This window comes from Burkholderia sp. Tr-20355, assembly GCF_017104685.1.
Lineage (GTDB): Bacteria > Pseudomonadota > Gammaproteobacteria > Burkholderiales > Burkholderiaceae > Burkholderia > Burkholderia seminalis.
Genome location: NZ_JAAGPK010000190.1, coordinates 1 through 14135, shown reverse-complemented (window position 1 = coordinate 14135; position 14135 = coordinate 1). Strand labels below are relative to the sequence as shown.

Annotated in this window: 14 protein-coding genes and 1 pseudogene; 7 read left to right on the top strand and 8 right to left on the bottom strand. The window is 69.3% G+C overall.

The window, feature by feature from the left end; translation table 11 throughout:
• From G3N62_RS30305 to G3N62_RS30295, 3 genes and pseudogenes are all read left to right on the top strand, one after another.
• Window positions 1-404: pseudogene (locus G3N62_RS30305) on the top strand (helix-turn-helix domain-containing protein); the annotation flags it as partial.
• Window positions 395-553: an EamA family transporter gene (locus G3N62_RS36465; RefSeq protein ID WP_277622977.1), complete on the top strand. Its 159-nt coding sequence runs from the start codon at window positions 395-397 to the stop codon at window positions 551-553. The pseudogene G3N62_RS30305 and the gene G3N62_RS36465, both read left to right, overlap by 10 nt.
• A 289-nt stretch (window positions 554-842) precedes the next feature.
• Window positions 843-1217: a hypothetical protein gene (locus G3N62_RS30295; RefSeq protein WP_049028502.1), complete on the top strand. Its 375-nt coding sequence runs from the start codon at window positions 843-845 to the stop codon at window positions 1215-1217.
• A gap of 114 nt (window positions 1218-1331) precedes the next feature.
• On the opposite strand, the gene G3N62_RS30290 is transcribed toward G3N62_RS30295, so the two are convergent.
• Window positions 1332-2849 (bottom strand): CoA-acylating methylmalonate-semialdehyde dehydrogenase, encoded by a 1518-nt coding sequence (locus G3N62_RS30290; protein WP_059556496.1) that lies wholly within the window; start codon window positions 2847-2849, stop codon window positions 1332-1334.
• 48 nt (window positions 2850-2897) lie between these two features.
• Window positions 2898-4253 (bottom strand): aspartate aminotransferase family protein, encoded by a 1356-nt coding sequence (locus G3N62_RS30285; protein WP_124669420.1) that lies wholly within the window; start codon window positions 4251-4253, stop codon window positions 2898-2900.
• Window positions 4254-4358: 105 nt separating this feature from the next.
• Here G3N62_RS30285 and G3N62_RS30280 point away from each other — a divergent pair, with 105 nt between their 5' ends.
• Entirely contained in the window at window positions 4359-5309 is a 951-nt protein-coding gene (locus G3N62_RS30280; RefSeq protein ID WP_049028381.1) for a LysR family transcriptional regulator, read from the top strand.
• An 88-nt stretch (window positions 5310-5397) separates the two neighbouring features.
• On the opposite strand, the gene G3N62_RS30275 is transcribed toward G3N62_RS30280, so the two are convergent.
• Genes G3N62_RS30275 through G3N62_RS30265 form a run of 3 tightly spaced genes read right to left on the bottom strand, consistent with a single transcriptional unit; the run spans window position 5398 to window position 7494 of the window.
• Entirely contained in the window at window positions 5398-6654 is a 1257-nt protein-coding gene (locus G3N62_RS30275) for an MFS transporter (protein WP_034191460.1), read from the bottom strand.
• Entirely contained in the window at window positions 6651-6986 is a 336-nt protein-coding gene (locus G3N62_RS30270) for a hypothetical protein (protein ID WP_034191461.1), read from the bottom strand. The genes G3N62_RS30275 and G3N62_RS30270 overlap by 4 nt, the downstream gene beginning before the upstream one ends.
• 37 nt (window positions 6987-7023) lie before the next feature.
• Entirely contained in the window at window positions 7024-7494 is a 471-nt protein-coding gene (locus G3N62_RS30265) for a MarR family transcriptional regulator (protein ID WP_124669352.1), read from the bottom strand.
• Window positions 7495-7662: 168 nt separating this feature from the next.
• Between G3N62_RS30265 and G3N62_RS30260 the strand changes: the two genes are divergently transcribed.
• Window positions 7663-8154, top strand: coding sequence for a 2,4'-dihydroxyacetophenone dioxygenase family protein (locus tag G3N62_RS30260; RefSeq protein WP_124669353.1), 492 nt, complete (start codon window positions 7663-7665; stop codon window positions 8152-8154).
• A 21-nt stretch (window positions 8155-8175) separates the two neighbouring features.
• Here G3N62_RS30260 and G3N62_RS30255 read toward each other — a convergent pair whose 3' ends face one another.
• Entirely contained in the window at window positions 8176-9324 is a 1149-nt protein-coding gene (locus G3N62_RS30255) for an epoxide hydrolase family protein (RefSeq protein ID WP_124669354.1), read from the bottom strand.
• 65 nt (window positions 9325-9389) lie between these two features.
• Window positions 9390-10349, bottom strand: a complete 960-nt coding sequence (locus G3N62_RS30250) for a GlxA family transcriptional regulator (protein ID WP_124608373.1) — start codon at window positions 10347-10349, stop codon at window positions 9390-9392.
• Between the two features lie 136 nt (window positions 10350-10485).
• Here G3N62_RS30250 and G3N62_RS30245 point away from each other — a divergent pair, with 136 nt between their 5' ends.
• Both G3N62_RS30245 and G3N62_RS30240 read left to right on the top strand, forming a co-directional pair.
• Window positions 10486-11280, top strand: coding sequence for an SDR family oxidoreductase (locus tag G3N62_RS30245; protein WP_034191466.1), 795 nt, complete (start codon window positions 10486-10488; stop codon window positions 11278-11280).
• Between the two features lie 334 nt (window positions 11281-11614).
• Window positions 11615-13399: a sensor domain-containing diguanylate cyclase gene (locus tag G3N62_RS30240; protein ID WP_124669355.1), complete on the top strand. Its 1785-nt coding sequence runs from the start codon at window positions 11615-11617 to the stop codon at window positions 13397-13399.
• 70 nt (window positions 13400-13469) lie between these two features.
• On the opposite strand, the gene G3N62_RS30235 is transcribed toward G3N62_RS30240, so the two are convergent.
• Window positions 13470-14135 (bottom strand): MFS transporter (locus G3N62_RS30235; protein WP_206141391.1); only part of this gene is annotated, 666 nt, incomplete at its 5' end.

Sequence of the window (14135 nt, the reverse complement as noted above, 5' to 3'; positions counted from 1 at the left end):
GCCACCTGGCGCCGCGCTGGCGCGCGCTGCGCGGCGGCGCGACGCCGCTGTCGTCGCTGCGCGACGCGGGCCGCAGTTGGGCCGAACGGCTCGCGCTGCAGGCACGCGAATGGCGGCACACGCACAGCGCGCGCCAGGTCGAGCGGCGCATCAAGGCGTACAGCGGGCGTTCGTTGCGCGACTGGCATACGCTGGTGCGCAGCGAAGGCGCGTTCTTTGCCGCGCGGGCGCGGCAGGAAGCCGGCGAGCCGGTCGACTGGGCGGCGCTGGCGCTGGATGAAGGCTTTGCCGACCAGGCCCACCTGAGCCGCGCGACGCGGCGCATCACGGGCTTTGCGCCGACCGAATTCGTGCGGCGCTTCGCCGACGACGAATCGTTCTGGATGTACCGGCTGTGGGTGTAGCCCGCGCCGCCGTGTTCACGAACCGGGTGCCCGTGTTCGGCGTACTGCTGTCGGTCGCGCTGCTCGGCGAACCGCTGTCGCCGTCGATACTGGCCGGCGGCGTGCTCGTGATCACGGGCGTCGCGCTGACCAATCGCGCCAGACGCTGACGCGCCGGCGTGCGCCGCGCGTTCGGGGACGGATGCGGAATACCGGCGCGCAGGCAATCGCCGCGCCGTTGCGCGATGCCTACGCGCGGCCGATATGCCCCCCGATCTTCTCGCAGCCCCGCGCAAAACCGCCTATCGTGAAGAAGGCGCCCCGTTTGCCGCCATGCGATCCCGCGTCAAGCTCGCGAACGGCAACGGCATCGCGTTCCGGCACCATTCATCGCGATCGTCGCGCACGCTTGCCCGTGCGCGCGGTTGCGGCCGCCCACCGGACTATCAGGAGGCACACATGAAAGCCGTGCTGCTCGTCAGCTCCGCTCTGCTCGCCATTGCATCCGCTTCGGCTACGGCCCAGGGTTCCATCACGAAGGAAGAAAACGGCGCGCTCGTCGCCGCCAACGGGATGACCGTCTACACGTTCGACCACGACAAACCCAATGCCGGCACCAGCGCCTGCACGGGCCAGTGCGAATCCTTCTGGCCGCCCTACAAGGCCAGCGCGACCGACGTCCCGGTCGGCCCCTACACGATCGTCAAGCGCGACGACGGCAGCCCGCAATGGGCCTACAAGGGCAAGCCGCTGTACTTCTTCTCGAAGGACATGAAACAGGGCGACCGCAACGGCGACAACTTCAAGAACATGTGGCACGTGGTTGCGCCGTAAGCGTCCTTCCGCCGCCTTCCGCCCGATCCGTGCACAAGCAAAAAAGCCTGCCCCGATCGTCGACCGGGGCAGGCTTCGGCACGTCGCGCCGGCTGCGTGCAGCCGGCTTGCGCGTCAGCGGCTCGACGGGAAGCTGAATACCGTCCCTTCGCGCACGCCGGCCGACGGCCAGCGCTGCGTGATCGTCTTGCGTTTCGTGTAGAAACGCACGGCGTCCGGGCCGTATGCGTGCAGGTCGCCGAACAGCGAACGCTTCCAGCCGCCGAACGAGTGGTACGCGACCGGCACCGGCAGCGGCACGTTGATGCCGACCATGCCGATCTGGATGTTGTCGCTGAAGTAACGCGCGGCCTCGCCGTCGCGCGTGAACAGGCACGTGCCGTTGCCGTATTCGTGCGCGTCGATCAGCGCCATCGCCTCGTCGAGGGACTTCAGGCGGATCACGCCGAGCACGGGCCCGAAGATCTCGTGCTGGTAGATCGGCATGCCGGGCTTCACGTTGTCGAACAGGCACGGGCCGAGGTAGTAGCCGCCGTCGTGGCCGTCGACCTTCACGCCGCGGCCGTCGACGACGAGCGTCGCGCCCGCCGCGACGCCCGCATCGACGAAGCCCGTCACCTTCTCGAAGTGCTGCCGCGTCACGAGCGGGCCCATGTCGACACCCGCGCCGTTGCCCGGGCCGACCTTCATCTTCTCGATCTCGGCCTTCAACCCCGCGACGACCTGGTCGCCCGTCTCGTCGCCGATCGCGACGACGAGCGGAATCGCCATGCAGCGCTCGCCGCACGAGCCGTACGCGGCGCCCATCAGCGCGTTCACCGCATTGCCGATGTCGGCGTCCGGCATCACGACCGCGAAGTTCTTCGCGCCGCCGAGCGCCTGCACGCGCTTGCCGTGCGCGCAGCCGGTCGAGTAGATGTATTCGGCGATCGGCGTCGAGCCGACGAAGCTCACGGCTTTCACGCGCGGGTCGGTCAGAATCGTGTCGACCGCTTCCTTGTCGCCGTTCACGACGTTCAGCACGCCGGGCGGCAGGCCGGCCTCGAGCGCGAGCTCGGCCATGCGCAGCGTCGACGACGGCGTGCGCTCGGACGGCTTCAGCACGAACGTGTTGCCGCACGCGACGGCCATCGGCCACATCCACAGCGGCACCATCACCGGGAAGTTGAACGGCGTGATGCCGGAGACGACGCCGAGCGCCTGGAACTCGCTCCACGAATCGATCGCGGGGCCGACGTTCTTGCTGTGCTCACCCTTCAGCAGCTCGGGCACGTACGTCGCGTATTCGACGTTCTCGATCCCGCGCTGCAGTTCGCCCATCGCGTCGGCGAGCACCTTGCCGTGCTCGGCCGTGATCAGCGCGCACAGCTCGTCGGCATGCTCTTCGAGCAGCGTCTTGAAGCGGCTCATCACGCGCGCGCGCTTCAGCGGCGGCGTGTTGCGCCACGCCGGGAACGCGGCCTGCGCGGACGCGATCGCGGCTTCGACGGTCGGCTTGTCGGCGAGCGCGACGCTCTTGTCCGATTCGCCGGTGGCCGGGTCGAACACCGGCTGTACGCGGTGGCCGCCGTCGACGCGCTTGCCGTCGATCAGGTGGCCGATGGTGGAGGTGACGTTGCTGTCGTGTTTCATCGTTGAGGCTCTTTCGTGAATGCGGTTGTCGCGGGGGCGAGCCGCGGCTCAGTCCACTTCGTTCAGTGCGTCGGACAGCGCGTTGACCAGGTTGTCGATCTCGCGCTTCTCGGCGATGAACGGCGGCGCGAGCTGGATCGTGTCGCCGCCGTAGCGCACGTAGAAGCCCTTCGCCCAGCAGCGCATCGCGATCTCGTACGGACGTCGTGCCGGCTCGCCCGGCAGTGCCGCGATCGTCAGGCCGGCCGCCAGCCCGTAGTTGCGGATGTCCGCGATGTGGCGCTGGCCCTTCAGCCCGTGCACGGCCGCCTCGAAATGCGGCGCGAGATCGCGCACGCGGGCCACCGCGTCCTCCTTCACCAGCAGGTCCAGCGCCGCGACGCCGGCCGCGCACGCGACCGGGTGCGCCGAATACGTGTAGCCGTGCGGGAACTCGAGCATGTACTCGGGGCCGCCCGCGGCCATGAACGTGTCGTAGATCTCCTTCGTCGCGATCACGCCGCCGAGCGGCTGCGCGCCGTTCGTCACCTGCTTCGCGAAGTTCATGATGTCCGGCACCACGCCGAATGCGTCGGCGCCCGTCATCGCACCGGCACGGCCGAAGCCCGTGATGACCTCGTCGAAGATCAGCAGGATGTCGTGCGCGGTACAGATGTCGCGCAGGCGCTTCAGATAGCCCTTCGGCGGCACGACCACGCCCGCCGAACCGGAAAACGGCTCGACGATCACGGCCGCGATGTTCGACGCGTCGTGCAGCGCGATCAGCTCGAGCAGGCGGTCGGCCAGCTCGGCGCCGTGCTCGGGCATCCCGCGCGAGAACTTGTTCTCGGCGAGTTGCGTGTGCGGCAGGAAATCGGCGTCGAGGCCCTGGCCGAACAGCTTGCGATTCGGCCCGATCCCGCCGACCGAGATGCCGCCGAAGTTCACGCCGTGGTAACCCTTCTCGCGGCCGATCAGGCGCGTCTTCGTGCCCTTGCCCTTCGCGCGCCAGTATGCGCGGGCCAGCTTCAGCGACGTGTCGGCGGCTTCCGAACCCGAGCCCGTGAAGAACACGTAGTCGAGGCCGGCCGGCGTCAGTTCCTTGATCCTGTTCGCGAGTTCGAACGATTTCGGGTGGCCGAACTGGAATGCCGGCGCGTAGTCGAGCTGCGCGATCTGGCGGCTCACGGCCTCGACGATCTCCGTGCGGCCGTGACCGAGGCCCGTGCACCAGAGGCCCGACAGGCCGTCGAAGATCTTGCGGCCTTCGGCGTCCGTGTAATACGCGCCCTTGCCCGACACGATCATGCGCGGATCGGCCTTGAACTGGCGATTGGCCGTGAACGGCATCCAGTGCGCGTCGAGCCACGCGGCGTCGGTGCGCAGGTTCGTGTCGTCGTGCTGGGCGGTGGTGATGTCGGTCATGTCGGTCGGCGCGGCGCGCCCCTCTTCCTTGTGATGATGTTGCACATTGTCGGGACGCCAATTAGTCTTTTGAATATCGCAATATCAATGTTCACTTGCTCAACAATGCAAGCAAAGAAACCGAAGAGCCGCGCGCTGCTGGGGCAGCTCAGCGACATGGACCTGCGCCTGCTGCGGGTCTTCAAGGGCGTCGTGCAGTGCGGCGGGATGGCGGCGGCCGAACTGGAACTGAATATCGGCATCTCGACGATCAGTCGGCACGTGAAGGATCTCGAAACGCGCCTCGGCCTGGTGCTGTGCCGGCGCGGCCGCGCCGGCTTCACGCTGACGCCGGAAGGCCAGACGGTGTACGAGGAGACGCTGCGCCTGCTGGCGTCGATGGAAGCATTTCGCAGCAGGATCGACGGCATTCACGACAAGATGGGCGGAGAATTGCACGTCGCCGTGTTCGACAAGACGGCCACCAACCCGCATGCGCGCCTCGGCGACGCGATCCGCCAATTCGCCGACGAGGCGCCCGACGTCACGCTGAACCTGCATGTCGCGTCGATCAACGAAGTCGAGCGCGGGATCATCGACGGCAGCTATCAGGTCGGGATCATTCCCGCGCACCGCAATTCGGGCAGCCTCGAGTATGCGGAGCTGTTCGACGAACGGATGCTGCTCTACTGCGGCCGTCAGCATCCGCTGTTCGATGCGCCGCACGGCAAGCTCACGTGGACGACGATCCGCGACCACGCGTTCGCCGGGCTCGGCTTCCATTCACCGAACATGGAGCTGAGTCATCGCGCGAAGCTCACGCGCAGCGCGACCGCGTCGGACCAGGAGTCGATCGCGACGCTGATCCTGTCCGGCCGCTACCTCGGCTTCCTGCCCGACCACTACGCGGAAAGTTTCGAAAACAAGGGGCTGATGCAGCCGATCGCGCCGCACCGGTTCAATTACCGGTGCCGGTTCGTGAGCCTGCTGCGGCGCTCGCCGCGGCCGTCGCGGGCCGCGCTGCTGTTCCAGTCGTGCCTGGAAGCCGCGCATGCGGCCGTGCGGCCGGCGGCGTAGACAGCTCGCGCGGGTCATCCCGGCGAATCCGTTTCCCGGCGGCGGCATCGCATGACGGGCGGACGCGCCGCCCGCCGCCTTGCGTGCATCACGCAGCGTCGCGCTGTTCGACCGCGCGTCCCGCGCGCAGCGTGTCGCGGTTGCGCTTCACGAAATGCGTCGCGACGAGCGCCGCGGCAAAACCGGACGCCGCGCCGACGCCGAGCGCCCAGCGCGGGCCGAGATGGTTCGCGACCCAGCCGGCCACCGGCGCGCCGATCGGCGTGCCGCCGAGCGCGACCGCGAGGCGCAGCGCCATCACGCGGCCGCGCATCGCCGGCTCGGTGGACAGCTGCATCAGGCTGTTGGTCGAGTTCATGAAGGTGATCGCGGCGACGCCCGTCAGCACGAGCGCGGCCGCGAACAGCCAGTAGCCGGGCGCCAGCGCGGCGAACGTGCAACCGAGCCCGAACAGCGCCGCGCCGAACCACAGATGCCCGAAGCGCGGCTGCTCGCGGCGGGCCGCCAGCAGCGCGCCGGACACCGTGCCGACCGCCATCATCGACGACAGGAACCCGAACCCGCGCGCATCGACGTGAAACACGCTGGCGGCCATCGTCGAGATGAACAGCTGGAAGTTGAGCCCGAACGTGCCGATCAGGAACAGCATCACGAGGATCGCCTTCAGGTCCTCGCGGTGCCACACGTAGCGGAAGCCGTCGAGCAGCCCGCCGCGCGAGCGGCCCGCGCGCAGGTTCGCGCGCAGCTCGTCCTCCCGGAGCAGCAGCAGCGATGCCAGCACCGCGAAGAAGCTGAGCCCGTTGGCAACGAATGCCCAGCCCGTGCCGACCGACGCGATCATGAACCCCGCCGCCGCCGGGCCGATCATCCGCGCGGCGTTGAACGACGTCGAATTGAGCGCGACCGCATTCGCCAGCTCGCGATCGCCGACCAGTTCCGCGACGAAGGTTTGCCGCACCGGCGCGTCGAACGCCGACGCACAGCCGAACAGGAACGCAAAAACGTACACGTGCTCGAGCCGTGCGGCGCCCGTGACCGTCAGCATGCCGAGCGCCAGCGCCAGCACGCCCATCAGCGCCTGGGTCGTCATCAGCAGCTTGCGCTGGTCGAAGCGGTCGGCCGCGTAGCCGGTCCACGGCAACAGCAGCAGCTGCGGCCCGAACTGCAGCGCCATCACCGTGCCGACGGCCGACGCGTCGTGATGCGTGAGTTGCGTGAGGACGAGCCAGTCCTGCGCGGTACGCTGCACCCAGGTGCCGATGTTCGACACCAGCGAGCCGATCGCCCAGACGCGATAGTTGAAGCTGCGAAGCGAGCGGAACACGCCCGCCGCCGGCACGCTCATGGCCGCTTCCGGCCGGGCTCGTTGCCGCCGTGCAGGGTGCCGAAGTGCCACGCGAGGAACAGGCCGAGCGCGAGGATGCCGAGCCCGAGCGCCGCGGCGTCGGCCGTGCTTCTCAGATCGAAATCGCCGACGCGGCACACGAGCGCGTAGGCGATCGCGAGGTTCACGACGCCCCACACGACATTCACGGTGGACGACGACAGCCCGCGGCCGGACGGATTCGCGAACGGTGTCTGGAACGGCTCGCCGCGCAGCCCGCTGACGAGATGAGGCACGACGTTCGCGAGAAACGCGCCGCCGAAGAAGTACGACACGAGATGCAGGAGGTTCATGGTCGGGCGGTCCTTTCGGCGTGCGGGCCGAGGCGGTTCACGGGCGGGCGGGATCCTGGAATTCGGCGAGCCGCTGCAGCAGCTTCACGGCAGCGGCGAGCTCGGCCTGTTCCGCCGCCGACAGCTGCGCGTGCAGCGCGCGGAACAGCCAGTCGTCCTTGGCTGCACGGTTGGCCTGCAGCATCTTGCGAAACCCGGGGGTGAGCGTGATCAGCGTCTGCCGGCCGTCGGTCGGGTCGGGCGCGCCGCTGACGGCGCCGAGCGCCTCGAGCGTCGCGACCGTCACGCGCATCGACTGCGGGCGCACGCTTTCGGCACGGGCCAGCGCCGATACGGTAGCCGGGCCGTCGCGGTCGAGCCGCAGCAGCACCGATTTCTGCGATGAAGTGAGGTCGTTCGGATGGGTCTGCTCCCGCATGCGCCGTATCAGCTTGCCGACCGAGATGCGGAGTTCGCCGGCGAGCCCGGCAAGCGGGCGCGTATCGGAGGGGGACGATCGCGTGTTCATGGCGCCACGATATCACATCGACAGTTTAACTGTACAGTTTGGCTGTATATTTCAGGTTGTCAGGATCGTGGGCCCGGCCAGACCCGCGTCGCCGAGAACGGCCGCGTTCCGCCGTGCGAAGTTGCTCTGCGATAATGCTGACTCCCCATTTCCGCTCCGCCTCCCGCCATGACGCAGCCGCCCGCCCTGCCCCCCACCGACCTGCCGCCGATCTCGTGCCTGCCCGGCGACGCGCTGCCGTGGCTGCCGATGAGCGCCGACCTGCCGGGGCTCGCGATCAAGTACCTGCACATCAATGCGGCCGAGGACACGCTCACCGCGCTGCTGAAGATGCCGGCCGGCGGCACGCTGCCGCGCCACCGTCACGACGGCGAGGTGTTCGTCCATACGCTGCAGGGTGCGTGGCGCTACCGGGAGTACGACTGGGTCGCGCACGCCGGCTCGACCGTGCTCGAACCGGCCGGCTCGGTGCATACGCCGGAAACGCTCGGCGCGCCGAGCGAGGACGTGATCACGCTGAACGTGATGCGCGGCGACCTCGTGCTGCTCGACGACGACGGCCGCGAGACCGCGCGCGAGAATTGCCGCGTCGCGCTGCTGCGCCAGCGCAAGCATGCGCGCACCGCGCCGGACGACGCCGCGCCGTTCGTCACGCGGTAAGCCAGACGGCCCGGCCGCGCATTACCGAAACCGCCGGAAGAATCGCCGCACGTCGTCGGCCAGCAGATCCGGCTCCTCCATCGCGGCAAAATGGCCGCCGCTCGGCATGTCGGTCCACTGCACGACGTCGAATACGCGTTCGAGCCAGCTGCGCGGCGGCCGGCCGATTTCCTTCGGGAAACGCGCATACGCGACGGGCACCGCCACGCGTTGCCCGGCCGCGAAGCGCATCGGCTGCAGCCGGTTTTCCCAATACATCTGCATCGACGAGCCGATGCAGCCGGTGAACCAGTAGAGCGAGATGCCGGTCAGCAGCGTATCGTGCGAAAACCGCCGCGCGACGTCGCCGTCGCAATCGCTCCACGCGCGGAATTTCTCGGCGATCCATGCGGCCAGCCCGGCCGGCGAATCGTTGAGCGCGACGGCCAGCGTCTGCGGCTTGGTCATGTGCATATGGGCGTATCCGCCTTCCAGCGCGGCCCACTCGCCGCGCTGCGTCAGGAAGGCCTGCTCATCTCCGGTCAACGGCAACGCCGCGTCGGCCGGCGGCTCGTAACTGCCGGGCAGGTAGTTCAGATGGATGCCGTCCACCCGGTCGGCATGTCGCACGCCGAGCGCGATCGACACGCCCGCGCCGAGATCGCCGCCCTGCGCACCGAAGCGCCGATAACCGAGACCGGACATCAACGCCGCCCAGCGGTCGGCGACCTGGAATGCCGCCATGCCCGGCGCCGCGGGCGCGGGCGAAAACAGGAAGCCGGGCAACGACGGCACGACGACGTCGAACGCGTCGTCGGGATCGCCGCCGAAGGCCGCCGGATCGCACAGGCGGTCGATCAGTGCGTCGAATTCGAACACGGAGCCCGGCCAGCCGTGCGTGATGACGAGCGGATAAGGTTTCGGTCCCGCCCCGCGCCGGTGAATGAAATGCACGCGCTGCCCGCTTACGTCGGCAACGAACTGCGGCAACCGGTTCAGCGCACGCTCCACCGCACGCCAGTCGAAGCCTTCGGCCCAGTATGCAACCAGTTCGCGCAGCCACGCGCCGTCGACGCCCTGCTGCCAAGGCTCGGCGGGTGTCAGCAGCGGCGGCCGGCTGTCGCGCAGCCGCCGGCGCAGGTCGTCCAGCGCATGGTCGGGTATCGCAATGTGGAACGGCTCGGCGGGCATGGTGTCTCCTCACGAAGGGTGCCGGAGATTTTGCGCGCTTTTCCCGGGCCGCGCTGGCGCCCGCGTCAGCCCGTTTCCCGTTCGTCCAGCCGCGCGTCGCGCCGCATCGCCTGCGGCGGCACGCCGAACCCGCGCACGAACGCCTCGCGCATGTGCCGGCGGTCGCGAAAGCCGTTCTCCTTCGCGATCACGTCGAGCGGATGGCGGCTCTGCTCGATCATCAGCCGCGCGGATTCGAGCCGCAGCCGTTCGATCGCCTTCGCCGGCGACTGCCCCGTTTCGAGCGTGAACACCCGGCTGAACTGGCGCGGGCTCAGGTGGACGGCTTCGGCGAGTTCCTCGACGGTCAGCGCGCGGCCGAGGTTGCGCCGCGCATAGTTCAGCGCGTTCTGGATCCGGTCGGATTTCGGCGCGAGATCGAGCATTTCGGAATGCTGCGACTGGCCGCCGCCGCGGCGCTGGTGCATCACGAGCTTGTGCGCGACCGAGCGCGCGGCGTCGGCGCCCAGGTCCTTTTCCACCATTGCGAGCGCGAGGTCCAGCCCCGCCGTCATCCCGGCCGAGGTCCAGATCGGCCCGTCGACGATGTAGATCCGGTCTTCCTCGACGCGAATCTCCGGGTAGTGCCGCTGCATGTCGCGGCCGAACGCCCAGTGCGTGGTCGCGCGGCGCTGCGCGAGCAGCCCGGCCTCGGCCAGCACGAACGCGCCCGTGCAGATGCCGGCGATCCGCCGCGCGCGCGCATTCGCGCGCCGCAGGTAGGTGACGACGCCGGCCGGCGCCGGCGAGACGAGCGGATCGTTGACGCCCGCGACGATCCACGTATCGACGTCGATCCGCCCGCGCAGCGCGCGCGTCGCGACCGTCAGCCCGAGCGACGAGCGCACGTCGCCGCCGTCGACCGAATAGCTGTCCATCACGTAGAACGGCTCGCGCGTGCCCATGTTCGCGTACTCGAACACCGATTGCGCGGCGAGCGCCATGATCTGGAAGCCGTCGCTGATCAGAAAGCCGATTCGGTGCATGAGGATTCTCCGGTCCCGGGCGCGGTCATCGGCCCGATGTCCTGAATCATACCCATCTACGTCATTTGTGTCGCCGCACTTCGGCGCCAGAATGGCTTCACGCCATCCGGCCATTCCCACCGAAACGGAGCACATCATGACGCAAGCACATCGCGGTACCGCCCTCATTACCGGCGCCTCGTCGGGCATCGGCGCCGTCTACGCGGACCGCCTCGCGCGCCGCGGCTACGACCTGATCCTGGTCGCGCGCAATCGCGACCGGCTGAGCGCCCTCGCCGAGCGCATCACGAACGACACGCAGCGCAGCGTCGAGATCGTCGACGCGGACCTCAACGACCGCGCGGCGCTCGCCGCCGTCGAGGCGAAGCTCAAGCAGGACGCGAGCATCACGCTGCTCGTGAACAACGCGGGCATCGGCACGCATGCGCCGCTGCTCGACAGCGACGTCGACGCGATGACGCGGATGATCGACCTGAACGTGACGGCGCTCACGCGCCTGACCTACGCGGCCGTGCCCGGCTTCGTCGCGCGCGGCGGCGGCGCCGTGATCAACATTTCGTCGATCGTCGCGATCTCGCCGGAAACGCTGAATGGCGTGTATGGCGGCAGCAAGGCGTTCGTGCTCGCGTTCAGCCAGTCGCTGCATCACGAACTCGCCGACAAGGGCGTACGGGTGCAGGCCGTGCTGCCGGGCGCGACGGCCACCGATTTCTGGCAGACGGGCGGCCTGCCGCTCGAGCACCTGCCGAAGGAAATCGTGATGACGGCGCCCGACATGGTCGACGCGGCACTCGTCGGCTTCGATCGCGGCGAACTCGTGACGATCCCGTCGCTGCACGCGGGCGACGAATGGGACGCATACGAGACCGCACGCCGCACGATGGCGCCGCACCTGTCGTCCGATACGCCCGCACCGCGCTACGCGAGCTGATCGATCGCGCCGGCCCCGCGCCGAGCGGGGCCGGCCAACGGATCGAACGCCGGCAAACGTGACGGAACACGGCGATGCCCGGCGACGACTCGGCCGACGGTCGCCCGGCGTTCGGCGGCAGGTTGACGGGCCGGCGCGGAACGCTCGATTCGTCTGCGGGAACGCGCTCGCGAATTCGTTCTCCGACGGCACAAATGACCGGTGCCACCCATCGATTCCGACACGCTTGCCACGCATTCCGCGCGCCAGTAAGCTCTGCGATTGCAGTCCCCACGCAACCTCGTCCGATCACGAGGGCAATCGTCCGTTGCGGAATTCGACCAGGCGGTTCCGTATGTTCATCACCGAGACCGGCGACGCGCCGGCCGCCGCACGCGATCCCGCCGACAAGCAGCCGGCGCTTGCGGCGCTGCCCGAACTCGTCGCCGTCTGCCGTATTGCGCGTGCGCATGCACGCGCGGCCGGCGCGTTCGTCGCGCGCGCCGGCCGCGGCACGCAACGCGTGCTGGCGGCCGACGGAGCCGTGCCCGACTCGCTTCCGGCCGACTGCTTTCCAGCGCACGTCGAACGCGACCCGTCCGCCGGCAGACGCTACGTCATACACGACCCGCGATGCGACGACGGCCCGCCGCACGCGCCGCACATCGTCGCGGCCTGCGAGCTGACCGCTGCCGACGGCACGACGCTCGGCACGCTGTGCATCGCCAACGACACCCCCCTGACGCTCGACGGCACGCCATGCGCGCTGCTGCTCGACCTCGCGGTCGTGGCCGAGCGCGCGCTGGCCCGCGCCCTCACGGAAACCGCGTTGCGCGAACGGCTGGCGCGCGTCGAGGAGCACAGCACGCTGACGGCGCTGGCCCTGACCGAAAGCGGCACCGGCGTGTGGGATCGCAACGTGGAAACCGGCGAGATCCATTATTCGCCGGCGTGGAAGGCGATGCTCGGCTATGCGCCGCACGAGCTGAGCAACCGGATCGAGGACGCTTACGAACGCCTGCACCCGGACGACGCCGACGACGTGAAGGCCGCGATGCTCGCCCATTTCGAGAGCCGGACCGACAGCTACGAAGTCGAGCACCGCATCCGCTGCAAGGACGGCACGTACAAGTGGATCCGCAGCCGCGGCAAGGTGATCGCGCGCGACGGCAACGGCCGCGCGCTGCGGATGGTCGGCACGACCACCGACATCACCGCGCTGCGCGAGCTCGCCGAGCGGCTGCTCGACTCGGCCGCGCTCGTCACGGACCTCACCGACCAGGTTCCCGGGCTCGTATTCCAGTTGCGACAGACCGCCGGCGGGCGCCGCTTCTTCTCGTATGCGAGCGCCGGTGTCCGCGACATCTACGAACTGACGTCCGAGCAGCTCGCCCGCCAGGCGGACACGGTCGAGATGCGGATCCATCCGGCCGACCTGGCCGCCTATCGGCAGTCGCTGCAGGAATCGTCGGTGCACCTGACGCCGTGGCGTCTCGAGTATCGCGTGTTGCTGCCCGGGCAGGGCCTGCGCTGGCGCGAAGGCGATGCGCGCCCGCAGCGCACGATCGACGGCGGCACCGTGTGGCACGGCTTCATCACCGATGCGACCGACCGCAAGCACATCGAGGCCGAATTGCACCGGATGGCGACGACCGACCATCTGACGCAACTGTCGAATCGCCATGCGTTCATGCGGCAAAGCGAAGCGGCGCTACGCGGCGTACGCGCGACCGGCCACGCTGCCGCCGTGCTGATGCTCGACCTCGATCACTTCAAGGCGCTGAACGACCGCTGGGGCCACCCGCTCGGCGACCGCGCGCTGCGGCATTTCGCGCGGCTGCTGCTCGCGGAAACCGGGCCGGACTGCATCGTGGGCCGGGTCGGCGGCGAGGAGTTCGCGATCGTGCTGCCGGGATCGGACCTCGAGACGGCGCTGGCCTTTGCGCGGCGCGTGCAGCAGCGCGCGCGGCAGACGCAGCTCACGCACGAGGACGAGCAGATCGTGCTGACCGTCAGCATCGGCATCGACGCGATGCGGGAATCGGACCTGGGTGCCTACCAGGCGCTGTCGCGCGCCGACAAGGCGCTCTATCTCGCGAAGGAACGCGGCCGCAACCGGATCGAGGTGTATCGGGCGTAGCCGCGGCGCCCGCTTCCGCCGGGAACGGGACGACAGCATCCCGCCGCCGCCCGGTCACGCGGCCTCGCCGTCAAGGCGCGGCGTCCGCCCGCGCACCCGCCTCGCCGGGCCGCACGCCCAGCAGCATCGCGATTGCGCACGCGGCCAGCAGCGCCGCGATCATCAGCATCGCCGGATCCATGCTGCCGGTTCGCGTACGGATCAGCCCGACGAGCCAGGGCGTGATCATCCCGCTCGACACGCCGATGCTGCTGATCAGCGCGATCCCGCCCGCCGCGCCGGCGCCCGAGAAATACGCGGACGGCACGGCCCAGAACACCGGATGCGCGGCGAAGATCAGCGTCGCCGCGATCGACAGCAGCGCCATCATCGCGACGATGCTCGGCAGGTGCAGCGTCAGCAGCGCGAGCGCCGCCGCGCCGCCGAACGCACAGGCGGCGAAGTGGCGGCGCCGTTCGCGCTTGCGGTCCGAGCGCCGCGCGATCGCGATCAGGCCGGCCGCGCCGATCGCATTCGGCACGACCGACAGCAGGCTGATCTGCACGACGTCGTGAATGCCGAATTCGCGGATCATCAGCGGCATCCAGAACAGCAGCATCAGCAGCGCGGTGGTCAACGAGAAGTAGATGAACGCGAACAGGTACGTGCGCGGTTCGGCCAGCACCTGCCGCAGCGAATGCGGCGCCGGCGCGCCCGTGCGGGCGCGGTCGGCGGCGAGGTCCGCCGCGAGCCGCTC